Raw genomic sequence first — 25,390 nt, forward strand, 5'->3', positions numbered from 1 at the left:
AGGGATTTCGTCTTAAACCCTTTTAATTTGAACTTCGAAGGAAGTCGCATCACAAATTCGACCAGCTCATAATCCAAAAATGGAGCTCTCACCTCCAGGGAACAGGCCATGCTCGCTCGATCGACTTTGGTCAGGATCGCCTCCTGGAGATAGAGCCTGAGGTCAAGATATTGAAGGGCAGTGACTCGGTCTTCCCAAAGATAATCTTTTTGATAAGAGAGTATTTCTTCGACCAACCGATCGCGGTTGAATTGGCCGCGGATCTCTGCGGTGACCACTTTTCCAATGTCAGAAAATCCGAAGGAACCCAGCCAGATCGAGTTCCGCACCCCATCGGGATATCCGATACCGGAGAGGAATCGCTTCACCTTGAAATCGAAACTGATGTTGTCATCGGATACCGGAAGGGAATTGCCCACCAGGAGAAAAAAGGGATGAAAAAATTTCAGATACTTCTCGTAAAACCAAGCCAGCTTATGAGCCACGTAGGTGGGATATCCCGCGAACAGTTCATCTCCCCCATCCCCTCCCAGTGCCACGGTAACGTATTGCCTTGTGAACTTGGAGAGAAGGTAAGTGGGCAGGATGGAGGCATCGGCCATCGGCTCATCTAAAATATCGGGCAACACTGAAACGACATCGAGCAAATCTTTGGGAGTCATGATCTTTTCGTGATGTTCGGTCCCGAGATAGGAGGAGACTTTTGAAGCATACCTCGATTCATCGAAGGAAGGGTCTTCGAAGCCGATGGAAAAGGTTTTGATCCTCCCCGTCTCTTCCTGGGCCAAGGCTGCCACGGCGCTCGAATCGATCCCCCCGCTTAAAAATATCCCCAGAGGGACGTCACTGATAAGCCTCCGTTTCACCGAGGCTCTGAGGAGGTCCAAGATTTTTTCTCCCGCCTCTTCCTCGGAGATGTCCCTGATTTCTCCTCCTAAGAAAGGGGACCAGTAGGGTTTGATGGCTATCTCCCCGTTTTTCCACTTTAAGTAAGAAGCCGAAGGGAGTTTCTTTGCATCTTCAAAGATCGTATGAGGGGATGGGATAAATTCATAAAAGAGGTACTTCATGAACGAGAGAGAAGAAACCCTTCGGGGGAAGGCCGGGTAAGCCATGAGGGCTTTCAGCTCCGATCCGAATAAAAAGGTCTCTGGGAGTTGACTATAGTAGAGCGGTTTCTTTCCGAGCCGGTCTCTCGCGAGGAGCAACTGTTTCTCCGTTTCATCCCAAATGGCGATGGCAAACATCCCGTTGAAATATCTGAAACAATCTTCGCCGTACTCCTCGTAACCATGAACGATGACCTCTGTGTCGGATCGGGTCCTAAACCGATGGCCGAACCCTTCCAATCTCTCCCTCAACTCAAGGAAATTGTAGATCTCCCCGTTGAAGATAACCCAGACGGATCCATCTTCGTTCGTAAGGGGCTGGTGGCCCATGGTAAGATCGATGATGCTCAACCGCCTGTGTCCGAAAAAGAGAAAAGGACCAGCGTCATCGATGGGCCGGATATACTCACCCTGGTCGTCCGGGCCACGATGGGAGAGGATATCCCTCATCTTAACCAAGACGTCAGGGGTGGGGATCTCAGATGCGTTGGAAGTCAGAAACCCCACAATCCCGCACATATCTAACCTTTCTCTATCCCCCGCTCTTACGGAATGGTCTCTTTGATGTGATAGGTCGGTTTTCCCTGAGACTCGTAATACGTTCGGGTCATGATCTCGGCGAGAAATCCCATAAGGATCGAGAAAAAGCCCAGAATCATGAGGAGGACAAAAAGGAGAGGTAAAGGAGTCTGGATAAAGGAAGTCCCTTCAACATATTTTAAATAAAGGGCAAAGAACCCTGAAAGAAAGGCCCCGAGGATCATGAACAACCCCATCCCTCCAAAAACATAGATCGGTTTCTGAGAATAGGACATGAGAAACTTGACCACCATGAGATCCAGGAGGACCTTGAATACCCTGATCAAACCATATTTTGAAGAACCCGATCTTCTCTCGGAATGCCGGACGGGTATCTCGGTGACTTTGGCCCCAACCCATTTTGCATAGATGGGAATGAAACGATGCATTTCACCGTAAAGTCTGATATTTTTTAAGATATCCTTTTTGTAGGCCTTTAGGGTGCAGCCATAGTCATGAAGGGGCACGCCGCTGATAATAGAGATCAATTTATTGGCGATGAGCGAGGGAAGCCTTCGAGTAAAAAAGGGGTCTTTTCGATCTTTCCGCCACCCACTTACCACGTCATATCCTTCATCCATCTTCTTCAAAAGATGAGGGATATCTTCTGGGTCGTTCTGCAGATCACCATCCATCGGAATAATGATATCCCCGAAGCAGGAGTCAATCCCTGCGCTTAATGCAGCCGTCTGCCCAAAATTTCGAGTAAAACTGATGATTTTTATGTGGGGGTCTTTACGGTGGGCCTCTATCAATGCCTCGAGGGTGCCGTCGATGCTTCCATCGTCAATAAAGATCACCTCATAGGGTCTGTTCAACCTCTTCATTGTTTCGACCAACCGATCCACCAGCGGAGAAATGTTGTCCACTTCGTTAAACACAGGGACGATGATCGAAATGGTTTCGAGTCCTTTTGATCCCATGGGTCCGCCTTTCAGGGTGATTATTGCAATTTTTTTGCCATTATTCTATAGTAAGATGCGAGAAGTCAAGAAAAATCTAAGCTTGTCGTTGTTACTCATTGAAATTTCTTGTTTTTTTCAAAATGAGAGATGGAAAAGGTAGTTAAAATTTCTATCACCCTGGTGATGGTCATTTTGACCTCCCTTTTTGTTTTTGGAATCTCGACTTACTATTATTTCGGCCACGATTTGCCGAGTATCGAAAATCTTAAAAATTATGACCCTCCCACCATCACCCGGTTCTTTTCAGACCAGGGAGAGATTATCGGTGAATTCTTCGTCGAGAAAAGAGAGGTCGTCTCCCTCGAGCGCATGCCGGATCATTTGATCCATGCCTTCATTGCCGGGGAAGATGCAAGATTTTTTCAACACAAAGGGGTCGATTATCTCGCCATCTTAAGGGCCCTTTTTAAAAACATCTTTTCTGGGGAAATCGTTCAGGGCGGAAGCACGATCACCCAGCAGGTGGTCAAATCACTCCTCCTGACCCCTGAAAAGAGCGTATCGAGAAAGATACGGGAGGCCATCCTGTCATTTAAAATCGAAAGATATTTGACCAAGGAAGAGATTCTTTACCTCTATCTCAACCAGATCTACCTTGGACACGGAGCCTATGGGGTAGCATCGGCCGCGGAGGTCTACTTTGGAAAACCCGTGGAAGAGCTGAGTCTTCCTGAATCGGCCTTGCTCGCAGGACTACCGCAAGCCCCGTCAAAATACTCCCCATTTCACCATCCCGAACAGGCGAAGAGGAGGCAGGGTTATATTTTGAATCGGATGGTCGAAGAGGGGTTCATCACCGAGGCCGAAGCACATAAGGCGCTTCATGCGAAATTGGAGCTTAAAGAAAGAAGGCCTTCTCCCGCAGAGAAGGCGCCCCATTTCGTGGACCACGTGAGGAAGTATGTTGAAGAAAGATATGGAAAGGAGGCCCTCTATACGGGTGGGTTACAGGTTTTCACAACCCTTGACCTGTATGCGCAAAGGGCTGCCCAAGAGGCGGTCGAATCGGGTTTGAGAGAGATCGAAAAAAGGCAAAAATACCCTTCCGGCAGGGAGGGTCTAAATGTAGAAGGGGCCTTGATCTGTTTTGAACTCGACACAGGTTATGTGAAGGCCATGGTGGGCGGAAGAAATTATAAAAAAAGCCAGTTTAACAGAGCGACCCAAGCCTTACGGCAGACTGGGTCGGCTTTCAAACCGATCGTCTTCGCCTCAGCTCTCGACAGGGGCTATACCCCTGCCTCCATCGTTGTGGATTCTCCGATTGTTTTTGAATTCGGGGGCCAACGCTGGACACCCAAAAATTATGATGAGAAGTTTTCTGGACCCACCACTCTGAGAAATGCCCTCTCCCGTTCGATCAACGTGGTAACGGTCAAGATCGCTCGCGACATCGGAATCGATTATATCCGAGACTACGCCAGGACCCTCGGCATCACCTCCCCGCTTCATGACCATCTTGCCATGGCCCTTGGGTCATCGAGCCTCTCCCTCTTTGAATTGACCAAGGCCTATGCCGTTTTCGGAAATCAAGGGAAGAGGTTTACCCCGATCTTCATTAAGAAAATTCTGGACCGACACGGAAATCTCCTCGAGGAGAATCACCCATTAAACTACCCGGAAGACTTTACCCCTTCTGTCCAACTCATCAGTCCGCAGACTGCCTTTCTCATGACGAATCTTCTCGAAAGCGTGGTCCAGCAAGGAACGGGTTGGAGGGCCAAGGCCCTGGGAAGGCCTGTCGCCGCCAAAACAGGGACAACTGACCAATTTTTCGATGCCTGGTTTATCGGATATACTCCCGAGTTTGTCACGGGCGTTTGGGTGGGGTTTGACGAGGACAGATCTCTGGGCGAAGGAGAGACCGGAGCAAGGGCAGCCTCTCCCATCTGGGTCGACTTTATGTCAAGAATTCTTAAAAATAAAGAGGTCAGGAACTTTTCGAGACCGGATGGCATCGAATTCATGAAGATCGATCCCAAATCCGGTCAGATAAGCCAGCGGAAGGAAGCGATTTTAGAATGCTTCAGAGAAGGGACCGGACCCTATAAAAAAGATATTCAAGTCTCCTTGAGGCCATCCATCGATTTCTTCAAATTAGACCTGAACCACTCTGGATCTAAAAAATGAGGGAAGGCGGGATGGGGTAAGGAGGGTAACTTTGGTGCCGAAGGGGGGATTTGAACCCCCACGGACCCGATTGTCCACTAGACCCTGAATCTAGCGCGTCTACCAATTCCGCCACTTCGGCCCGGTGTAAATTGAAAACAGCCCAAATTCTATTTTATATTTTTTTAAAATATTGTCAAGGCGACCTAAAAAGGGAAAAAAGGGTAAAAAAAAAGACCGCCCACCATCCCAATTCCAAAGCGCCTTATGGAAATCATACGAGGGATCGATAACTTACGAAAACCTTTGAAAAACCCTGTGGTCACCCTGGGGAATTTCGATGGTGTCCATCTCGGTCACCAGAGGATTTTTGAAAAAGTCAAAGCCGAAGCCCGAAGGGTGGGTGGGGAATCGATGGTGATCACTTTCGAGCCCCATCCCTTAAAAATCCTCTCACCTAACCAGTGCCCTCCCCTTCTCACCCCCTTCCGGAAAAAGATGTGGCTTCTCGAAAAAACAGGGGTGGAGAAGGTCCTCTGTATCCATTTCACCCAGGCCTTTTCCGAACTCTCTCCCTTCGAATTTGTCAAAAATATTCTGGTGGACCAGGTCGGGGCTCAAAAGGTCTATATCGGATATAATTACCGTTTCGGAAAAGGGAAGGCCGGGGATGCAACCGCCCTCAAAGAGATATGCGGTCAATTCGGGGTTGAAGTAGAGGTGGTGGAGGCCCTCACCGTGGGGGAAATCGTCGTCAGCAGTTCCAAAATCCGAGAGCTCATCAAAGAAGGGGATGTCAAAAGGGCTGCAAGCCTCCTCGGCAGGCCCTATCCTGTCTTCGGACGAGTGATCGAGGGGGCGAAACGGGGACACCTCCTCGGTTTCCCCACCGCAAATCTCGAGATGGGAGAAGAACTCTATCCCAAGCCGGGAGTCTATGCCGTCCGGGTGGCCTGGCAGGGCAAAGAGTTCAAAGGGGTGGCCAACATGGGTTTCAATCCGACCTTCGAGGCCAATGCCCTGAGTCTCGAAATCCACCTTTTAAATTTCCAAGGAGATCTCTACGGCGAGGAACTGCAGGTTTCTTTTGTAGAGCGGATCCGAGACGAAATCCGCTTTCCTTCGACCGAAGCCTTAATCACGCAGATCAAAAACGACATCGCATGGGCCGAACGAAATGTGTTCGGGATCAATGGATCAATCTCCCGAACCTCTCCCATTTGATTTCGTCCCAGATCCAGGGAAACAGGATGTGGAGAAAACTCGGCCCCGAAAAATAGATGAGAAAGGCCTTGCCCTTGACCTCGTTAAGGTGGACAAACCCCCAGACCCGACTGTCCTGGCTGTTATCCCGGTTGTCTCCAAGGACGAAGAGATGGTCTTTCGGGACGACGACATGCTCGAAAGGACCGATAGGGCCGAGCGACTTCCTCAACGAATTTCGGGTTTGGTAATATCCCCACGGGTCTTCCATCCGTTTCCCGTTGATAAAGACCTGGTCGCCTTCAATATCGATCCGGTCTCCCTCCACCCCGATCACCCGTTTGATGAAATCCTTCGATCGGTCCTTCGGGAAGACAAAGACGATCACGTCTCCTCGTTGCGGCCTCTGATACTGGAAGAGCTTCTTCTGGGTAAAAGGGATCTTCACCCCATAGATGAATTTGCTCACCAGGATATGGTCACCGACCTGGAGGGTGGGCTCCATGGAACTCGAAGGGATTTTGAAGGCCTGAACGATAAAGGTCCGGATGAAGAGGGCGATCAAGACCGCGATGGCGATCGGCTCGACATACTCTTTGAGAATCTTTCGGAAGGTCATAGGTTATTTCGGTTATTCGATCAACTCTTTATAGAGCTGGGATTTTCGGTCTTTCAGAAAAGGCCACTCCCTCCTCACCTGGTCGATCTGCCTGAGATCGATCTCGATGAAGGCAATGCCCTCCTTCATCCCGCTCGGTTTGTCCATCAGTTCCCCTTCGGGGGAGACGCAGAAGGACTTTCCGTAAAAGTCCTGCTTCTCCTCGCTTCCTACCCGGTTCACCCGAAAGATAAATACGCCGTTGGTCATCGCATTGCTGGCGATCACCGTCCGCCACTTCTCCTGAGAGGCAAAGGCCGCTGCCGTTGGGGCGAAGATGATCTGGGCTCCTTTCAACGCCAAGATCCTCGACCCCTCCGGAAAGAAATTATCCCAGCAGATTTGGACGCCGAGGATTGCAAATCGGGTTCGAAATATCGGAAATCCCAGATTTCCGGTGGAAAAGTAGTATCGTTCCTCCCAGAGGGGAATCTGGGGGACATGGATCTTCCGATAGATCCCGGAGAGACTCCCATCCGCGTCGATCACAACGGCGGAATTGAAATACGACTGCCCCTCCTTCTCGAAAAAAGGACAGACCAGGACCACGCCATTCCTTTTGGCCAGAGCCTGCATCTGCTGGACCATCGGACCGTCCGCTGTCTCAGCCAGGGCGAAATGGTCGGAAGCCATCTCCTTGGGAAACCAGTGAGTGCTAAACAATTCCGGGAAGCAGAGGATTTGGGCCCCCCGTTCAATGGCAATCTCTGCAAACCGGATGGCCTTAGCGATGTTGGCCTCCTTCTCTTCGGAACAGGAAAACTGAATCCCCGCGAGTTTAATCAAGACCTCCTGCCCCCAATCCGAAATTTCCAAAATGCTAACAGAGTGAGAGGGAGAGTGTCAACCCTGCGGAAAGTAAAAAAGGCGGAAGAAGGGGCGCTCTTCTCCCGTAAAATGAGGACGGAAGGCTCCCTAAATCTTTATTGCATTTTTTTGTAAGGAATTTATAATGTTTGAAGGTCTAGATGTTCTGGCCATGACCTTGAAAACACCTCTCCCATTGAATCAGGAAGCTCGCCTTACACTGGTCCGGGCTTCGAGGTAGAGGACTTAAATGGAATAGACAGGGCCGGGTCCCCGCCTGAAAGGCGGGGCTTTCTCAACCGCCCCTTTTGCATGCCCCGATAAAAAGGGGACGAGATTGAAGGACCAAAATTTCTCATGAGGATTCTCGTCATCGAAGACGAAGTCAAGGTGGCCAATTTTATTAAGAAGGGCCTCGAAGAGGAACGTTACGCCGTGGATGTCGCTCTGGATGGAGAGGCCGGTCTCCACCTCTCCGAGGTCAACGATTACGACCTGATCGTCCTCGATTTGATGATTCCGAAAATCGACGGCCTGGAGGTCTTAAGAAGGATACGGAATCGTAAAAATAGGGTTCCTATACTGGTTGTTACCGCGAAGGACACGGCCGAAGATATTGTCAGGGGCTTGGATTCGGGATGTGACGATTATTTGACAAAGCCCTTTGAATTTAAAGTCTTCTTGGCCAGAATCCGGGCCCTCCTGCGTCGTGACCGAGCGGAGGTGGAACCGGTTCTCAAGGTCGCTGACCTAACCCTCTCGCCAGTCACCCACAAGGTGAAAAGGGGAGACAAAGAGATCGAACTCACAGCCAAAGAGTATGCCCTTTTAGAATATTTCATGAGGAATCCGAACAAGGTGTTGACGCGGACCATGATTTCGGAACATGTCTGGGATTACCATTTTGATTCGATGACGAATGTGATCGATGTCTACGTCAATTATCTGAGGAAAAAGATCGACAAGGGGTTCGAACCCAAATTGATTCATACCATCCGGGGTGTGGGTTACATCCTCTCGCCAGACAAGGGCTAAAAGGACAACCCCAGGGATCTTCCCGGGGTCGAGGGGTATTGAAAAGGAGCGATGGATTTCCGAAGCCTGCGATTCAAACTCACCCTTTGGTATGTCCTCATTTTGGGCATCCTCCTCATCTCCTTCAGCGCCCTTTTATACCTTACCCTCTCCCGGAGCCTCTATCAGGAAGTCGACCGGAAATTGAGGATCCTCGCCGAGGCGATCGCTTCGGAGTCGACCTCCCCCCTGTCGAAATTTACTTTCGGAACGATCGATCAGGCCCTTGAGGCCTCCATGAATCTCAGGCCCATCGGAAAGTTCATCCAGGTCCTCGACGAATCGGGAAGGATCGGAAGAACTTCCGAAAACCTGAAAAACACCCAGCTTCCCATCACCTTAAAAGCCTTGAGGAATGGGGCCAAAGGGCTGATCACTTACGAAACGAATCGATCGATCCACAATACCCCCTTGAGGATCATCACCTATCCCGTCATGGAACAGAACCAGGTCACCAAGATGATCCAGGTGGCTTCTTCTTTGGAGGACGTCGAAGAAGCCCTGGATACCCTTCTGCTCATCCTATGTGTGACCGTCCCCTCGATTCTCCTTATCGCAAGCCTCGGGGGGCTATTTCTTGCCAACAAGGCCTTGAAGCCCGTTGACCAAATCACCCAGACCGCCCGGATGATCACCTCTCAAAACCTGAACCAGAGGATCCAAACCTCCAAGGTGAAAGATGAGATATCGAGGCTGATCGACACCTTCAACGAGATGATCTCCCGCCTCGATCACTCCTTCCGCCAGATCAAACAATTCACCACCGACGCCTCCCACGAGCTCAAGACGCCTCTGACGATTCTCAAGGGAGAGGTGGAGGTCGCCCTCCGGAAGAGGCGCGAGCCTTACGAATACGAACAGATCCTTCAAAGCAACCTCGAGGAGATCGATCGTATGTCCAAAATCGTTGAAGATCTCCTGTTGCTCTCCAAGGCCGATATCGGAGAGATTCGACTGAGCCGAGAGGAGATCCATCTCAAGCAGCTCCTCTGTGAATTGACCGAGCAGATGAAGATCCTGGCCCGGCCTAAGAATATTGAAATTAGAATGGTCTCGGAAGAACCGAACGGAGCAGAGGAGGTTCATATCCTGGGCGATCCGCTCCGGATGAGGGAACTTTTTATAAACCTCATCGATAACGGCATAAAGTATACTGAACCCGGTGGAACCGTTTCGATCTCCCTCACCAAAGAGAAGAACGACGTTCTCCCTTCCAACCCCCATGACCCTCAACCGAAAGTTAACTTTGCAAAAATTACCATCACGGATACCGGGATCGGCATATCCCAGGAAGACCAGAAGAAGATTTTCAACCGATTTTATCGGGTGGATAAGGCCCGTTCAAGGGAACAGGGGGGAAGCGGGTTGGGCCTCAGCATCTGTAAATGGATCGTCGAAGCCCACCAGGGAGAAATCTCGGTCCAAAGCGAACTGGGCAAAGGAAGCACCTTCATCGTCAGGCTCCCACTCCTCTCGCCCGGGCCCTCCGTGGACAAATATTGACCAATTGGCACGTTTTCATTAACTATTAGTGTGTGGGGCTTGCGGTAGAATTAAATTCATTGAAAGATTCCAAAGAATTACAAAATGGTCAAATTTTGGCACCAACCTTGCACAAAAATAAAAAGCCACCAAAAAATAATCTGGTTTAAAAAGGGATAAGGAGTTAAATTTGTCTGAGCGTCTCGGAGAGCTGCTGGTCAAGAGAAACTTCATCACCCCCGAACAGCTCAAAAAAGCCCAAGAAGAACAGAAGTTAAAGGGGGGAAGGTTAGAATCCATCCTGGTGAAATTGGGCTATCTTAAGGAGGACGAGCTGCTGGCCTTCTTGAGTGCCCAGTACCGTGTCCCGTCGGTAAAATTATCGAAGATCGAGATCAATCCCAACGTCACCAAATTGATCCCCCCCAGCATCTCCAAGAAATATTTCATCATCCCGATCAACCGTGTGGGGCCGAAATTGACCCTTGCGATGGCCGATCCGAGCAACATCGTCGTCATCGACGAGATCAAGTTTATGACCGGATTCAACGTCGAACCGGTCGTAGCCTCGGAAACGGAGATCGTGGATGCCATCAAGAAGTATTATGGTGGGGGGGGAAGCATCTCGGGATCGGGTTCGAACAGCTTCCAGCCCCTCGACTATACCTTGGAAGAGGAAAAATCCTCCAATGCCGATCTGGACCTCCTCGACCATGACCTCGTGGATGTGGACGAATTTGACAAGCTGGTCCATGGTGCCGTCGATTCGGTGGAGGTGGTCGAGAACCAGACCGCTGAGGAGACAGAGGAGATCGGGGGGCCCATCATCAAGATCGTCAACGGGATCCTCATCAAGGCCATCAAGGTGGGCGCCAGCGATATCCATTTTGAACCTTATGAAAGGAGCTTCCGGGTTCGGTACCGTGTGGATGGGGTCATGAGGCGAGAAATGACCCTCCCCATCCAGATCAAGAACGCCATCGTTTCCCGTCTCAAGATCATGGCGAAGCTGGATATCGCCGAAAGAAGGCTTCCCCAGGATGGCCGGATCAAGTTGCGCCTCGGGAAAGGGAGGGAGATGGACTTCAGGGTCTCCACCGTCCCCGTCCTTTTCGGAGAGAAAGTGGTCCTCCGGCTCCTCGATAAATCGGCCCTCCAACTGGATATGACCAAACTGGGGTTCGAGGAGTCCTCTCTCGAGGACTTTAAAAATGCCCTGAAAAAACCCGTCGGGATGATCCTGGTGACGGGTCCCACGGGAAGCGGAAAGACGACGACCCTCTATTCGGCCCTCTCAGAACTGAACAAGGAGACGGAAAACATCATGACCGCCGAAGACCCCGTGGAATACAATTTCATGGGGATCAACCAAGTTCAGATGCACGAGGAGATCGGCCTCACCTTTGCGTCGGCCCTTCGGTCGTTCCTCCGTCAGGACCCTGACATCATCATGGTCGGGGAGATCAGGGATTTTGAAACCGCCCAGATAGCGGTCCAGGCCGCCCTGACGGGGCACCTCGTCCTGAGCACGCTGCACACCAACGACGCCCCTGGGACCATCACCCGTTTGATCGACATGGGGATCGAACCCTTCCTGATCGCCTCCTCCGTCATCCTGATTCTGGCCCAGAGGCTGGTCCGTAAGATCTGTGTCGAATGTCGAGAGCCCATCAAGGTCCATCCCCAATTGTTAATCGATCTCGGGGTCTCGCCCGACGAGGTCAAGACGTTTCCCGTCTTTAAAGGGAGAGGGTGTCCCATCTGCAACCAGACAGGTTATAAGGGGAGGATCGGTCTCTATGAAGTCATGCCCATCAAGGATGAGATCAAGGAGCTGATCCTTGCCAGGGCCTCCTCTTCGGAAATCAAAAAAGAGGCCATCCGCTTGGGCATGAAGACCCTCCGTCAGAGCGGGATCATTAAGATTCGAGAAGGTTTGACCACGATCGAGGAGGTGCTCCGTTCTACGATGGACGATCGCTGAGGCGCCTCCGAATCAAGGGAAGGAGTCCACATGGTCGAATTACAAAAATTGCTTGAAGTCATGATCGAAAAGGGGGCTTCCGACCTTCACATCACGACGGGAAGCCCACCCCAGTGCCGCATCGATGGGAGGCTGGTGAGCATCGATTCGACGGTCCTGACCGCCCAGGACACCAAACGACTCTGTTATAGCGTGCTCACCGACGCCCAGCGCCATAAGTTTGAAGAGGAATGGGAACTCGATTTCTCCTTTGGCATCAAAGGGCTGAGCCGATTCCGGGGCAACATCTTCATGCAACGGGGAGCGGTGGCGGGCGCCTTCCGGGCCATCTCCTTTGACATCCTCAACTTCTCGGAACTGGGGATCCCGCCCATCGTCAATGAGCTCATCAAGAAACCCAAGGGCCTGGTCCTGGTCACCGGCCCCACCGGCACAGGGAAATCGACCACCCTCGCCGCGATGATCGACAAGATCAATACGGAACGGAACGCCCACATCATCACCATCGAAGACCCCATTGAATACCTCCATCGCCACAAAAACTGCATTGTCAACCAAAGAGAGGTCAACTCCGACACCAAAGGGTTCGCCAATGCCCTCCGCCATGTCCTCCGCCAGGACCCGGACATCATCCTGATCGGTGAGATGAGGGATCTCGAGACGATTCAGGCCGCCCTGCTCACCGCCGAAACCGGACACCTCACCTTTGCCACCCTTCATACGAACTCCTGCGTGGAGACGATCAACCGGATCATCGATGTCTTTCCGCCCCATCAGCAACAACAGGTCCGGACCCAGCTCTCCTTCGTCCTGGAAGGGATCCTCGCCCAGCAACTCATCCCCAAATTGGGGGGCAAGGGTCGGGTCCTGGCCATGGAGGTGCTGATCCCCAATCCGGCGATTCGAAACCTCATCCGGGAAGACAAGATCCAGCAAATCTACTCCTTGATGCAGGTGGGACAGGCCCGTTTCGGGATGCAGACGATGAACCAAGCCCTCCTCTCCCTTGTCGAACGTCACCTCATCTCCGTGGAGGATGCCATGGAACGGAGCCACAACCTCGACGAGTTCCGGCAGATGTTATCCAACGCGGGCGTGTTGGGAGGCAGGAGGGAGAGGCAGATGAAATCCACCTAAGAGAGGGGGCCCCTTCCATTCTTCGTCGAATGGGAAATCAAACGAGGTTCTCCGAGAGGATCAACGATGCCAATCTACAAATGGGAAGGAAAGACACTGAAAGGGACGATCAAGAAGGGAGAGCTCGAAGCCCCGAGCGAGGCGGCCATTCGGATCCACCTTCGCCAGCAGAACATCATCCCAACCAAGATCGTGCCCAAGGGGAAGGAGATCAAGCTCTCGTTCCCCGTGGGGAAGAAGGTCCCCAGGCGAAGCATCGCCATCTTCACCCGCCAGCTGGCCACGATGATCGATGCCGGACTGCCCCTTGTCCAATCGCTGGACATCCTCGCCTCCCAACAGGAGAACAAGACCTTCAAGAACATCATCCGGGAGATCCGGGAGGATGTGGAGGGAGGATCGACCTTCGCCGGGGCCCTGAAGAAGCATCCCTCGGTCTTCGATGAGCTCTACACCAACCTGGTCGTGGCTGGTGAGGAGGGGGGGATCCTTGACAATATCCTGACCCGACTCTCCAACTATATCGAAAAGGCCGAGGCCCTGAAGAAGAAGGTGAAATCGGCGATGATCTACCCCGCCATCATCGTCACGGTGGCCGTCCTGGTCGTCATCATCTTGATGATCTTCGTCATCCCTGTCTTTGAGACCATGTTCAAATCCGCAGGGCAATCCTTACCCCTCCCCACCCTCGTCGTCCTCGCCATCAGCAAATTTATTAAAAAGTACATCTTGGTCTTCATCCCCTTTCTCATCCTGCTCGTCTTTCTGTTCAGGAAGTTTTACCGGACCGAAGCCGGCCGGACCTTGGTGGACCGGCTCACCCTGAAAGTCCCGGTCTTCGGGATGCTCCTCAAAAAGGTGGCCGTGGCCCGATTTGCCCGGACCCTCGGCACCTTGGTGAGCAGCGGGGTGCCAATCCTCGATGGCCTTCAGATCGTTTCGAGGACCGCCGGGAACCGAACGATCGAAACCGCCATCCTGAATGCCAGGGCCAGCATCCGAGAGGGCGAAACCATCGCCGAACCCTTGGGCCGAAGCGGCATCTTCCCTCCCATGGTCATCCAGATGATCTCCGTCGGGGAATCGACAGGGGCCCTCGATGCGATGTTGGCCAAGATCGCCGATTTCTATGACGATGAGGTCGACGTGGCGGTCAGCAACCTGACCTCCTTGCTCGAGCCCTTCCTCATGGTCTTTCTCGGCGTGGTCATCGGAGGGGTGGTCATCTCGATGTACCTCCCCATCTTCCAGATGGCCTCTGCCTTACATTAAAGGTCCTATGGAGGTGGCAAAAGAACCGAACGATGGAATCCCATCCGACCCCATCCTTCAGCGATCCGAAGATGGAAAAGAGCATCAAAGGGCTGATGCTCTGTCGGGTCCTCATCCTCACCCTCCTCCTGGGGATCGCCTACCTCTTCCAGATCTACGAGAAGAAGTACTTCTTCATCCCCATGACCCCTCCCTTCTACTACTTTATCAGCCTCTTTTACCTGACCACCGCGATCTATGCCTTCCTCCTCAAACGGCTCAAGGATTTGGGGACATTTGCCCTGGTCCAACTCTTCCTCGACCATCTCTTCATCGCCGGATTGATCCTCTTCACTGGAGGAAACGAAAGCTATTTCCCCATCGCCTATTTCTTCACCATCCTCGGAAGCAGCATCCTCTTCTTTAAGAAGGGGGCCTTCTACTCCGCCTCCTTCGCCACTCTGCTCTACGGCCTCACCCTTTTGCTCCAACATTACGGTTGGATCCGGCTCCCCCACCAGACGGCCCCTCCCGAGGCCAGCCAGGTCTTCTATCCTCTCATCACCTATCTGGCGGCCTTCTACATCATCGCCTTCTTGAGCAGTCTGGTGGCGGAGGAGCTGAAAAAGAAGAAGCGGGAACTGATTCAGAAGCAGGTCGACTACGAGCAACTGGAGGCCTTCAACCGGAATATTGTGCAAAGCCTGGACAGCGGCCTGCTCACCATCGATCTGGAAGGCCGGATCAACTTCCTCAACCGGACCGCCGAAAAGATCCTAAACCGGAAGGCCGAGGCGTTGAAGTCTCGTCCGATCGGAGAACTCTTTCCGGAAATCGCCAAGGTCCTGAGGAATTTCAAACCCTCCTCGAACCCTCTCCTGGACTATCAACGATACGAGACCCTCCTCGACGAGCCGGATGGGCGAAGAACCCATCTCGGTTTCTCCATCTCCCCCCTGACCGATCCTGAAGGGGCGGTGATCGGCCATATCCTCATTTTTCAGGACATCACCCGGTTCAAGGAGATGGAAGAACAGATGAAACGGTGCGATCGGATGGCCGCCATTGGCGCCCTGGCCGCGGGGATGGCCCATGAGATCCGGAATCCTTTGGCCTCCTTGAGCGGGGCGATCCAGATGCTGAAATCCGAGCTGGAGCTCGACGCCCCTAAAGAATACCTGATGGACATCACCCTGCGGGAGACTGAGAGGCTCAATGCCTTGATCAACGACTTCCTCCTCTTTGCCCACCCGCCGCAGCTACAGCCATCTCCTTGGAGGATCGCCCCGATCCTCGACGAAACCATCGAATTATTCAGACATTCTCCCTACTTCCACCCAGGAATCCAACTGACCAGGGCCAATGGCGAGGGGGAGGAGATCGAGGCCATGATCGACCCTGGCCAAATCCGTCAGGTCTTCTGGAACCTCCTGATCAATGCAGCCCAGGCGATCCCCGAGCAAGGCACGATCCGAATCGGGATCGAGAAGCTCTGCGGAGCCCCTCGGGTCGGCTATGCCTTTCCCGTCGATCGAGCCGATGAATGGGTTAAAATCACCATCGCGGATACGGGGGTCGGGATCTCACCCCAGGAAAAGGAAAAGATCTTCGATCCCTTCTACACCACGAAAGAGGGGGGAACGGGTCTGGGCCTCTCGATCGTCCACAAAATCATCGAAAACCATCAAGGGATCATCCGGGTTGAGAGCGAGCCGGGCAGGGGGACCGCCGTGATCCTCTATCTCCCGGCAAATGTCGAGGGAACCCCATCCCTCCCTCCAGGAGAAAGGAGAGAATGCTGAAAGAGAAGATCTTAGTGGCCGATGACGAGAAAAGCATGAGGACCCTCCTCGAGATGATGTTAAAAAAAGAGGGCTACCAGGTCACCCTCGCCTCCAATGGAGAAGAGGTGATGCGGCTGCTCGAGAAGGATATTTACGACTTGGCCCTCCTCGATATCCGCATGCCCAAGCAGGACGGGCTTGCCGCCCTGAAACAGATCAAGATGGTCTCCCCCGAGACCGAGGTGATCATGATCACCGCCTATGCGTCGGCGGACACGGCCATCCGGGCCATGAAGGAGGGAGCCTACGACTATATCACGAAACCCTTCAAGATCGAAGAGATCAAGCTCGTCATCCAAAACGCCCTCGAGAAGAAACACCTCCAGAAAGAGAACCGGCTCCTTAAAGAGGTGGTGAAAGAACGCTACCACTTCGAAAAGATCATCGGCCAGAGCCCGAAGATGCTCGAACTCTACGATCTCTTGGCCAAAGTGGCCCCAACCAAGACCAATATCCTGATCACCGGAGAAAGCGGGACGGGGAAGGAACTGGTGGCCAAGGCGATCCACTACAACAGCCCCCGGAAAGAGAAGCCCTTCGTGACCTTGAACTGCGGCGCCATCCCTGAAACCCTCATCGAAAGCGAGCTCTTCGGCCATATGAAAGGGGCCTTTACCGATGCCATCACGACCAAGAAGGGGCTGTTCGAAGTCGCCGACGAGGGCACGCTCTTTCTCGACGAGATCAGCGAACTCCCCCTGATGATGCAGGTGAAGCTGCTGCGGGTGCTTCAGGACAGGGAGTTCAAACGGGTCGGGGGGACCGAGGACATTCGGGTGGATGTCCGCATCATCTCGGCCACCAACAAGGACCTCGAGGAGGCGGTCCGGGAAAAACGGTTTCGGGAGGACCTCTTCTACCGTCTCAACGTGATCCAGATCAAGCTCCCTCCCCTCCGGGAACGGAAGGAAGACATCCCCCTTCTGGCCGCCCATTTTTTGAAAAAATATTCGGAGGAGCTGGGAAAGGAGATCACCCGAATCTCGCCCGAAGCGCTCCGCCTCCTGATGCAATACGACTACCCCGGAAACGTCAGAGAACTCCAGAACATCATCGAGCGGGCGGTGGCCCTCGAAACCGCCTCCGAGTTGACCCCCGAAAACCTCAACTCCTATATGCAGGGCCAGATGCTCTTCAAGAAGAACCTCTTCGATCTCGAGATCCCGAACGAGGGGATCGATCTCGAAAAGATCGTCGAGGAGGTGGAGCGGACCCTCCTGATCAAGGCCCTCGACCGGACCAAGGGGATCAAAAAGAAAGCGGCCGAGCTCCTCCGGATCAACTTCCGCTCCATGCGCTACCGCCTCGAGAAGTATGGGCTCAACAACACAGAGCAACGCTGATCGGCCTACTCCCGTTTAAATTGCCGGTTCATCTCCTCGAGGGTGACCACATAGAAGATGGGCCGGCCATGGGGGCAGGTCAGGGAGGGAGGGAAAGGATAGAGGGGCTCAAGGAGTTTTTCGATCTCCTGCGGGTTTAGGCTGTAATTGGCCCGGACCGAAGCGTGACAGGCCAGGGACGTAAGGAAGGCCTGAAGATCGGGAGTTCCTCCCCTCTGGAAGGCGGCAAGGTCTTTCAAAACCAACCGGAGGGTCTCCTCGGCCCTCTCGATTTGGAGAAGGGATGGGATCGAGCGGACCGCATAGAGCCTTTCTCCTACGGCCTCGATTTCGAATCCCCCTGCTTTCAACTCATCCTGGAACGAATCGATCAGAAGCGACTCTTCAAGGGAGACCTCGATCAAGAGAGGAAGAAGCAACGGCTCGGGCGCAAGGCCCTCCTCCTCGGTCTCCCTCTTGAGCCTCTCATAGAGGATCCTTTCGTGGGCCGCGTGTTGATCCACAAAGATAAGCCTCCTGTCCGTTTCGATGAGGATATAGGTCCCCCAAAGTTGACCCACGACCCGAAAGGACCCCCTTCTTTCCCAGGAGGAGTGAGGTTCCCCTACCCTTATGTTCTCATAAAGCCCCCTCTCGCCTTGGGGATCGCCAAGGGGAAGGGGATGGGAGGACGATGGGGGGCTGGCCTCTTCTTCTTTTAGCTTTGGCTTGCCCACCGAACTTTTCCCGAGGGACCTTTCTTCCAAGAGGCCCCGGAGGGAGGCCCATACCGTCTGATAAATCCTCTCGGGGTCTCGAAATCTTACCTCCGCTTTGGCCGGGTGGACATTGACATCGACCCAGGAGGGAGGAAGATCGAGCATCAAAATCGTGACGGGATATCGGTCCGAAGGGAGATAGGTCTGATAGGCGTTGAGGATCGCCCGGTTCAGGATCCGGTCTCTCACCCACCGGCGCTGAACGTAAGTAAAAAAGCCCTCCCGATTCACCTTAGAAAAGGGGGGAAGGCTTGTCAATCCCCTCACCTCCACGCCTCCCTCTTCATAATCGAAGGGGCAGAGGTGGTCGATCACCTCCCTTCCGAGAACGGCTTCGGCCCGAACCAGAAGGGAGTCCGTCCTGATCAGCTCTTCGAGCAGACGGCCTTCGTGGATCAGCTTGAAGGTGATGGAGGGAAAGGCCAGGCCGATCCGGTGAAACTGGTTCAGGATATAGCGCAGTTCTGTGCGGATCGACCTCAGAAACTTTCTCCGGGCCGGAAGATTGTAAAAAAGGTCGAGGACCTCCACCTCCGTCCCCACGGGGCAGCCGACCTCCGAGAGGCCCTGAAGCTCCCCCCCTTCAGAGATCGCCTGGGTCCCATAGAGCAAGCCAGGGGGCCGGCTTCGGATGATCATCTTGGAGACCGAGGCGATGCTCGGCAAGGCCTCTCCCCTGAATCCAAGGGTCTGGATGGAAGAGAGATCCTCGGCATTCTGAATCTTGCTCGTGGCGAACCGCTGGAGGGCCAAGGGGACATCCTCAGGAACCATCCCTTCCCCGTCGTCACATACGCGAATCCGTTGAAGCCCACCCCCCTGGAGTTCGACGACGATCTCCGAGGCTCCCGCATCGATCGCGTTCTCGATCAGCTCTTTGACCACCGAGGCCGGCCTTTCAACGACCTCTCCGGCCGCGATCTTCTGAGCCACAGGGTCCGGCAGTATTCGAATCTTGGCCGTTCCCATTGGAGGCCCTGCCCCTCCCCCTCTAACCTTCCCCTAACTCGACGAAGGCCCCGATCCTCCTGAACTTCTCATATCGGGCCTCGAGAAGATGTTCGATCGGTTGCCCCTCCAGTTCCTTCAGGTGTCTGGCCAAGGCCTCCCGGATCCTTCCGGCCATCGTCTGAGGATCCCGGTGTGCCCCTCCCAAGGGCTCCTCGATCACCTCGTCTACCACGCCGAACTGAAAGAGGTCTCGGGCAGTCATCTTGAGGGATTCTGCGGCGGCGGCTTTCCCCCTCTCCCCATCTTTATAGAGAATGGCCGCACACCCCTCCGGAGAGATGACGGAATAAATGGCATACTCCAGCATCAAGATCCGATCTCCCACGCCAATGGCGAGGGCCCCGCCACTGCCGCCCTCTCCGATGACTAGGGTCAGGATGGGAGTTCGAAGCGTGGCCATGGCCTTGAGATTTCGGGCGATGGCCTCTGCCTGGCCCCGCTCTTCAGCCCCTACCCCTGGAAAGGCCCCGGGGGTGTCGATCATGGTGATCAACGGTTTTTTAAAGGTCTCTGCCATCTTCATCAACCTCAAGGCCTTTCGATACCCTTCGGGATGGGGCATTCCGAAGTTCCGACTTGCCATTTCTTTGACGTCTTTTCCTTTTTGATGGGCGATCACCACGACCGGCCTCCCCTGAAATTCCGCCAATCCCCCAACGATGGCCGGATCATCGCCGAAAACGCGATCCCCATGCAATTCGATGAAGTCCTTGAACAGGGTTTCAATATAATAAGAGGCCTTGGGACGATCGATGTGTCTGGCCAGCTGGGTGATCTGCCAGCCCGTTAAATTGGAGAAAGTCTCCTTCCTCAGGCGCTGGAGTTTCTCCTCGAGGGCCCGGATCTGACCTTCGAGGTTGAGATGTTTTCCCCTGGCGACCCGCTTCAGCTGTTCGATCTCGTTTTCGAGATCGAGGAGGGGTTTTTCAAAGTCGAGGTAATGCCTCACCATCGTTCAATTTCCCTCAAGCGAGACAGTACAGGAGGGGAAAATCTCTCCCATACGGTCTTGGAACGGGGTCGAAGGGTTTACCCCGTATTCTTCCGAAAATTCGATCACCGTCTCCTGCTCGTCCCCATCGACCACGTGAAGAAAGAAACGGGCAGGCCCTCGATGGATCAGAAGGGTCTCCTTGAGCTGGGTCAACCGTTGGGGCGAGAGGGAGGGATAAGGGACCTTTACGTGGACCGACTTCGGAAAGGCCATCCCCTGTTGGAGAGGAAAGATTTCGAGGGCCTTGATCTTGATCCTTTCCTCGGCAAGATCGAGCGTCCCCCGGACCATGATGGGCTCCCCCCCTTTGATAGAGCTCAACGCCGTTTTATAAGTCTCGGGAAAAAGGATGACTTCGACCGTCCCCTTCATGTCCTCAAGGGTCAGAAAGGCCATGCGATCTCCCTTTCGGGTCATGATCTCTTTGACGGCGCTGACCAACCCACAGAGCTTCACCTCCTGGCCATTTTGAAGCCGTGGCAGGGTAGAGGTGTCCTCCCCGCTCCACCGCCTGATCTCCTCCTGATAGCTTTCGAGGGGATGGCGGGTGACGTAAAAACCGATCGTCTCTTTTTCAAAGAGGATGAGTTGGGAGGGAGGAAACTCGTCGATGTCGGGATAGGAGAAGTCCCCTTTCGGACGGGAGACATCCCACATGCTCAACTGATGGGTTTCCGAACGCTTTTGAAATCCTTGGACCCGTTCCAACAAGGCATCGAGGACGCTCAACATCTGGGAGCGATAGGCCTTCGAAAAATCGAAGGCCCCGCATTTGATCAGGCTCTCGATCACCCGGCGATTGACCTTCCTCAGGTCTACCCTTTCACAGAAGTCCTGGAGGGACTGGAACCTTCCCCTCTCCGCTCTCTCCCGCAGGATGACCTCGATGGCGGCTTCTCCGACATTTTTCACCGCGGCCAGACCGAACCGGATCTGGTTCCCCACTACCGAGAAGTGTTTCTGGCTCTCGTTGATATCCGGGGGGAGGACCGGGATGGACATCTCCCGGCATTCGGCGATGTAGCGGACAATCTTGTCGGTGTTCTGGGCCTCGCTGGTCAGCAGGGCGGCCATAAATTCGATCGGAAAGTGGGTCTTCAGATAGGCCGTCTGATAGGCGATCAGGGCGTAGGCCGCGCTGTGCGATTTGTTGAAGCCATAGCGACCGAAGGTCTCCATCTGCTCGAAGATCTTCTCGGCCTTCTTCTGGGAGATCCGGTTCTTTTTGGCCCCTTCCAGGAATTTCTTCCTCTGCCTTTCCATCTCGGCCGGATCCTTCTTGGCCATGGCCCGTCTGAGATCGTCCGCATCGTCCAGGGAATAGTTGGCCAGCCGGCTGGCGATGCGCATCACCTGTTCCTGATAGACGATGACGCCATAGGTCTCTTTAAGAATCCCTTCGAGCTCGGGGACCTCATAGGTGATCCCCACCTTGCCCTGTTTCCGCTTGACGAACTCCTCGACCATGCCGCTGTCGAGGGGGCCCGGCCGGTAAAGGGCCAACAGGGCGATGATGTCTTTGAAACTTTCGGGTTTCAGCTTCATCAACAAATCTCTCATCCCCGAGCTTTCGAGTTGGAAGATCCCGAGATTGGACCCCGAGCTCAACGCAGCGTAGACGTCCGGGTCGTCGAGGGGGATCTGGGAGAGGTCGATCGTGATCCCCCGGTTGGCCCGGATGAGTTCGAGGGTATGGTGGAGCATCGTCAAGGTCTTGAGCCCCAAGAAATCGAATTTGACCAGGCCGATGGCCTCCACCTCCTTCATCGCATATTGGGTGACGACCTCACCGTCCTGGTCTCGATAGAGGGGGAGGTACTCCATTAACGGCCGGTTGGCGATGACCACGCCCGCGGCATGGGTAGAGGCATGGCGGGTCAACCCTTCGAGGGATCGGGCGATCTGAAACAGGTTGGAGATCCGGGGATCTTGCTCCATCAGCTCGTTCAATTGGGGTTCCCTCTGAAGGGCCTCCTCAAGGGTGATATTCGGCCCCGGCGGAATCAGTTTGGCGATCCGATCCACCTCCGCATAGGGGATTCCCAGGACCCGGCCCACATCCCGGATCACCGCCCTGGCCTGCATCTTCCCGAAGGTGATGATCTGAGCGACATTCTCCTTCCCATATTTTTCCGCGACGTAGCGGATCACCTCGTCCCTTCGTTCCATGCAGAAATCGACATCCACGTCGGGCATGCTCGTCTTACGACCCGGGTTCAGGAACCTTTCGAAGATGAGGTCATACTCGAGTGGATCCAGGTCGGTGATCTGAAGGGCGTAGGCCACCAGGCTTCCGGCCACCGAGCCCCGGCCCGGCCCGACCGGTATGCCCCTCTGTTTGGCATAATGGATGAAATCGGCCACGATCAAGAAGTATCCCGTATATCCCATGGATTGGATGATCTTCAGCTCCTCCTCCAGACGACTCCGGTATCGTGCGGCCCGTTGGTCGAAATTCTCTAAGTGGCGGAAGCCTTGAAGACGTCTCTCCAGGCCTTCCCGGGCCATCCTCTCGAGGTGTTGGTCGGGCGATTCACCACTGGGGATCGAGATTTGCGGGATGTGCCTCTCCTCGAATTTTAACTCGAGGTTGCAGGCCTCGGCGATCTCCAAGGTATGGGCGATCGCCTCCGGAATATCCCTGAAAAGCTCCGTCATCTCTTGGCCCGAACGGAAATAGAACTCATCCGAGGCGAACCGCATCCGGTCCCGGTCGTCCAAGGTCTTGCCGGTCTGGATGCAGAGCAGGACCTCGTGGGCCCGGGCGTCTTCGCGCCGGAGGTAGTGACAATCGTTGGTGGCGACGACCGGAATGAAGAGCTCCCGTCCGACCTCGAGGAGCCGTTCGTTGACCTTGGCCTGACCCTCCACGCCGTTTCTCATGATCTCGAGGAAGAAGCGGCGGCCCTCGAAGATCGTCCGGTACTCTTCCGCGACCTGGAGGGCCCGGTCCATCTCGCCTCGTTTCAAGAGGAGGGGGATCTCCCCTTTGAGGCATCCGCTGAGGCAGATCAACCCCTCCTGATACCGACGCAGAAGCTCTTTGTCTACCCTGGGTTTGTAATAGAACCCTTCGAGATGGGCGAGGCTGACCAGGCGGATGAGGTTAAAGTAGCCGGTTCGGTTCTTGACCAGGAGGGTCAGATGATAGGCGCTCTCTCCTCCATTGACCCCGCTCTTCTTTTCAAATCGACTTCCAGGGGCGACGTAGACCTCGCACCCGATGATCGGCTTGATTCCGTACCTCAACGCCATCTGGTAGAACTCGATCGCCCCGAAGAGGTTCCCATGATCGGTGAGGGCCAGGGCATCCATCCCATAGGCCCTGGCCAGTTCGAAGACCTCCTCGAATCGGATCGCTCCGTCCAGCAGACTGTACTGGCTATGAAGATGGAGATGGATAAAATCGGCGGTGGACATCGAACCTAAACACTATCCCTCGAAGGGCTCGCGAAGGGCCGAGGCTCATTCCCATTCGATGGTGCTCGGTGGTTTCGAGCTGATATCGTAGACCACCCGATTGACCCCTTTGACCTCATTGATGATCCGGTTGGCCATCAGGCCCAAGAGGCGATGGGGAAGCCTCACCCAGTCGGCGGTCATCCCGTCCTGACTGTCGACGATCCTCAGGGCGATCACATGGTCATAAGTCCGGAAATCGCCCATGACGCCCACCGTCTTGACCGGAAGGAGGACCGCAAAGCACTGCCAGACCCGATTCAACCAATGGCTTCGGCCCATCTCCTCCATCACGATCTCGTCGGCATCCCTCAAGGTCTCCAACCTCTCCTTGTTCACCTCGCCAATGACCCGAATGGCCAGGCCCGGCCCGGGAAAGGGCTGTCTTCGAATCACCGTTTCGGGCAGACCCAACTCCTTCCCGAGGGCCCGGACCTCATCCTTGAACAATTCTCGCAAGGGCTCCACCAGCCTCAGGCTCATCCTCTCCGGAAGCCCCCCGACATTGTGGTGGCTTTTGATGGTCGCGGAGGGTCCCTTCCACGAAAGGCTTTCGATCACATCCGGATAGAGGGTGCCCTGGGCCAGGTATCGCACTCCCCCGATCTTCCGGGCCTCTTTCTCGAAGAGGGCGATGAACTCCCTTCCGATCCTCTTCCGCTTCTCTTCCGGGTCGGTGACCCCCCGGAGCTGCCTCAGAAATCGCCCCTCCGCATCGACGTATTGGAGGGGGATCTGGAGCCGGTGGTGGAAGAGATGGAGAATCTCCTCCGGTTCATTTCGCCGGAGGAGCCCGTTGTTGATGAAGATACATTTCAACCGGTCTCCGATCACCCGGTGGAGGAGGACGGCCACCACCGTCGAATCGACCCCACCGCTGACGGCACAGATCACCTTTCCGGAGCGGAGCCTCTTCTTCAAGGTCTCCGTGGTGCGTTCCAGGAATGAACGCATGTCCCAGAGGGGCTGGCAACGGCAGATATCGAAGAAGAAATGGCGGAGCACCTCCATGCCCCTTCGGGTATGGACCACCTCCGGGTGGAATTGGATGCCGTAGATCCCCCGGCGGGGATCTTCGATGGCCACGAAAGGGGTGTTGCGAGAATGGGCAAGGGCATGGAAGCCTGGAGGAAGCTTTCGGATCTGGTCTCCGTGGCTCATCCAGACCTGGAGGATATCCCCCTTCTTTCCCACCCCTTTCAAGAGGCTTCCGGGTTGATCGATGACCACCCTCACGTTTCCATACTCTCTTTTTTCCGAGGGTTCGACCTCTCCCCCGAAGAGCTGAGCGATCAACTGCATCCCATAGCAGATCCCGAGGACCGGGATGCCCAATTGGAAAAGGTCAGGGGAACAGACGGGTGCCCCGGGCTCGTAGACGCTGGAGGGGCCACCCGAAAGAACGATGCCTTTGGGAGAGAGCTGCTTGATTTTTATCAGAGGGAGATGGTAAGGGTGAACCTCGCAATAGATTCGACATTCTCGCACGCGTCTGGCGATCAGCTGGGTATATTGAGAACCGAAGTCGAGGATGAGAATGGAATCCATCTCGAAGATCGCTCCCTCAAAGGCATCTCTGATTGGCCCTTTGGAGGCCCTTCAGAGGCATTGAAATGCCGAAAG

17 protein-coding genes and 1 tRNA gene are annotated in these 25,390 nt (G+C 54.3%); 9 read left to right on the plus strand and 9 right to left on the minus strand.

Features of this window, described 5'->3' with window-relative positions; genetic code table 11:
• Both asnB and N3G78_00010 read right to left on the minus strand, forming a co-directional pair.
• Window positions 1-1,628: asparagine synthase (glutamine-hydrolyzing) (asnB, locus tag N3G78_00005; GenBank protein MCX8116298.1), on the minus strand; the 1,628-nt coding region annotated here is incomplete at its 3' end.
• A 26-nt stretch (window positions 1,629-1,654) separates the two neighbouring features.
• The gene (locus tag N3G78_00010) at window positions 1,655-2,611 is read right to left on the minus strand and encodes a glycosyltransferase family 2 protein (protein MCX8116299.1); all 957 of its coding nucleotides are present in this window, start codon (window positions 2,609-2,611) and stop codon (window positions 1,655-1,657) included.
• 129 nt (window positions 2,612-2,740) lie between these two features.
• Here N3G78_00010 and N3G78_00015 point away from each other — a divergent pair, with 129 nt between their 5' ends.
• Window positions 2,741-4,783: a PBP1A family penicillin-binding protein gene (locus N3G78_00015; GenBank protein ID MCX8116300.1), complete on the plus strand. Its 2,043-nt coding sequence runs from the start codon at window positions 2,741-2,743 to the stop codon at window positions 4,781-4,783.
• Window positions 4,784-4,815: 32 nt separating this feature from the next.
• Here the strand turns inward: N3G78_00015 and N3G78_00020 are convergent.
• Window positions 4,816-4,904 (minus strand) — tRNA-Leu (locus tag N3G78_00020).
• 125 nt (window positions 4,905-5,029) lie between these two features.
• On the opposite strand from N3G78_00020, the gene N3G78_00025 reads away from it, so the two are divergent.
• A complete protein-coding gene (locus N3G78_00025; protein ID MCX8116301.1) occupies window positions 5,030-5,986 on the plus strand; it encodes a bifunctional riboflavin kinase/FAD synthetase in 957 nt (318 codons plus the stop codon).
• On the opposite strand, the gene lepB is transcribed toward N3G78_00025, so the two are convergent.
• Both lepB and N3G78_00035 read right to left on the minus strand, forming a co-directional pair.
• The gene (gene lepB / locus N3G78_00030; GenBank protein ID MCX8116302.1) at window positions 5,952-6,584 is read right to left on the minus strand and encodes a signal peptidase I; all 633 of its coding nucleotides are present in this window, start codon (window positions 6,582-6,584) and stop codon (window positions 5,952-5,954) included. The two genes, N3G78_00025 and lepB, sit on opposite strands and share 35 nt — an antisense overlap.
• Window positions 6,585-6,596: 12 nt before the next feature.
• Window positions 6,597-7,409 carry an acyltransferase gene (locus N3G78_00035; GenBank protein MCX8116303.1) on the minus strand — a complete coding sequence of 271 codons (813 nt, stop codon included), beginning with the start codon at window positions 7,407-7,409 and terminating at the stop codon, window positions 6,597-6,599.
• Window positions 7,410-7,787: 378 nt separating this feature from the next.
• Between N3G78_00035 and N3G78_00040 the strand changes: the two genes are divergently transcribed.
• From N3G78_00040 to N3G78_00070, 7 genes are all read left to right on the plus strand, one after another.
• Complete coding sequence (locus N3G78_00040) at window positions 7,788-8,465, plus strand: response regulator transcription factor (protein MCX8116304.1); 678 nt, start codon at window positions 7,788-7,790, stop codon at window positions 8,463-8,465.
• Window positions 8,466-8,516: 51 nt separating this feature from the next.
• Entirely contained in the window at window positions 8,517-10,007 is a 1,491-nt protein-coding gene (locus tag N3G78_00045; GenBank protein MCX8116305.1) for a HAMP domain-containing histidine kinase, read from the plus strand.
• A gap of 169 nt (window positions 10,008-10,176) precedes the next feature.
• A complete protein-coding gene (pilB, locus tag N3G78_00050) occupies window positions 10,177-11,970 on the plus strand; it encodes a type IV-A pilus assembly ATPase PilB (protein MCX8116306.1) in 1,794 nt (597 codons plus the stop codon).
• A 30-nt stretch (window positions 11,971-12,000) separates the two neighbouring features.
• Window positions 12,001-13,107 (plus strand): type IV pilus twitching motility protein PilT, encoded by a 1,107-nt coding sequence (locus tag N3G78_00055; protein ID MCX8116307.1) that lies wholly within the window; start codon window positions 12,001-12,003, stop codon window positions 13,105-13,107.
• 66 nt (window positions 13,108-13,173) lie between these two features.
• Window positions 13,174-14,379: a type II secretion system inner membrane protein GspF gene (gene gspF, locus N3G78_00060; protein MCX8116308.1), complete on the plus strand. Its 1,206-nt coding sequence runs from the start codon at window positions 13,174-13,176 to the stop codon at window positions 14,377-14,379.
• Between the two features lie 32 nt (window positions 14,380-14,411).
• Window positions 14,412-16,160 (plus strand): ATP-binding protein, encoded by a 1,749-nt coding sequence (locus N3G78_00065; GenBank protein ID MCX8116309.1) that lies wholly within the window; start codon window positions 14,412-14,414, stop codon window positions 16,158-16,160.
• Entirely contained in the window at window positions 16,157-17,545 is a 1,389-nt protein-coding gene (locus N3G78_00070) for a sigma-54 dependent transcriptional regulator (protein MCX8116310.1), read from the plus strand. Before N3G78_00065 ends, N3G78_00070 begins: the two co-directional genes overlap by 4 nt.
• Window positions 17,546-17,550: 5 nt before the next feature.
• Here the strand turns inward: N3G78_00070 and mutL are convergent, their stop codons facing one another.
• From mutL to guaA, 4 genes are read right to left on the minus strand one after another with little or no spacing between them, the layout of a single operon-like run.
• Complete coding sequence (gene mutL, locus N3G78_00075; protein ID MCX8116311.1) at window positions 17,551-19,272, minus strand: DNA mismatch repair endonuclease MutL; 1,722 nt, start codon at window positions 19,270-19,272, stop codon at window positions 17,551-17,553.
• Between the two features lie 22 nt (window positions 19,273-19,294).
• Window positions 19,295-20,266 carry an acetyl-CoA carboxylase carboxyltransferase subunit alpha gene (locus tag N3G78_00080; GenBank protein ID MCX8116312.1) on the minus strand — a complete coding sequence of 324 codons (972 nt, stop codon included), beginning with the start codon at window positions 20,264-20,266 and terminating at the stop codon, window positions 19,295-19,297.
• 3 nt (window positions 20,267-20,269) lie between these two features.
• Window positions 20,270-23,728 (minus strand): DNA polymerase III subunit alpha, encoded by a 3,459-nt coding sequence (dnaE, locus tag N3G78_00085; GenBank protein MCX8116313.1) that lies wholly within the window; start codon window positions 23,726-23,728, stop codon window positions 20,270-20,272.
• A 45-nt stretch (window positions 23,729-23,773) separates the two neighbouring features.
• The gene (guaA, locus tag N3G78_00090; protein ID MCX8116314.1) at window positions 23,774-25,315 is read right to left on the minus strand and encodes a glutamine-hydrolyzing GMP synthase; all 1,542 of its coding nucleotides are present in this window, start codon (window positions 25,313-25,315) and stop codon (window positions 23,774-23,776) included.
• Between the last annotated feature and the right edge of the window lie 75 nt (window positions 25,316-25,390).

Source organism: Thermodesulfobacteriota bacterium, from assembly GCA_026415035.1.
Lineage (GTDB): Bacteria > Desulfobacterota > BSN033 > BSN033 > UBA1163 > RBG-16-49-23.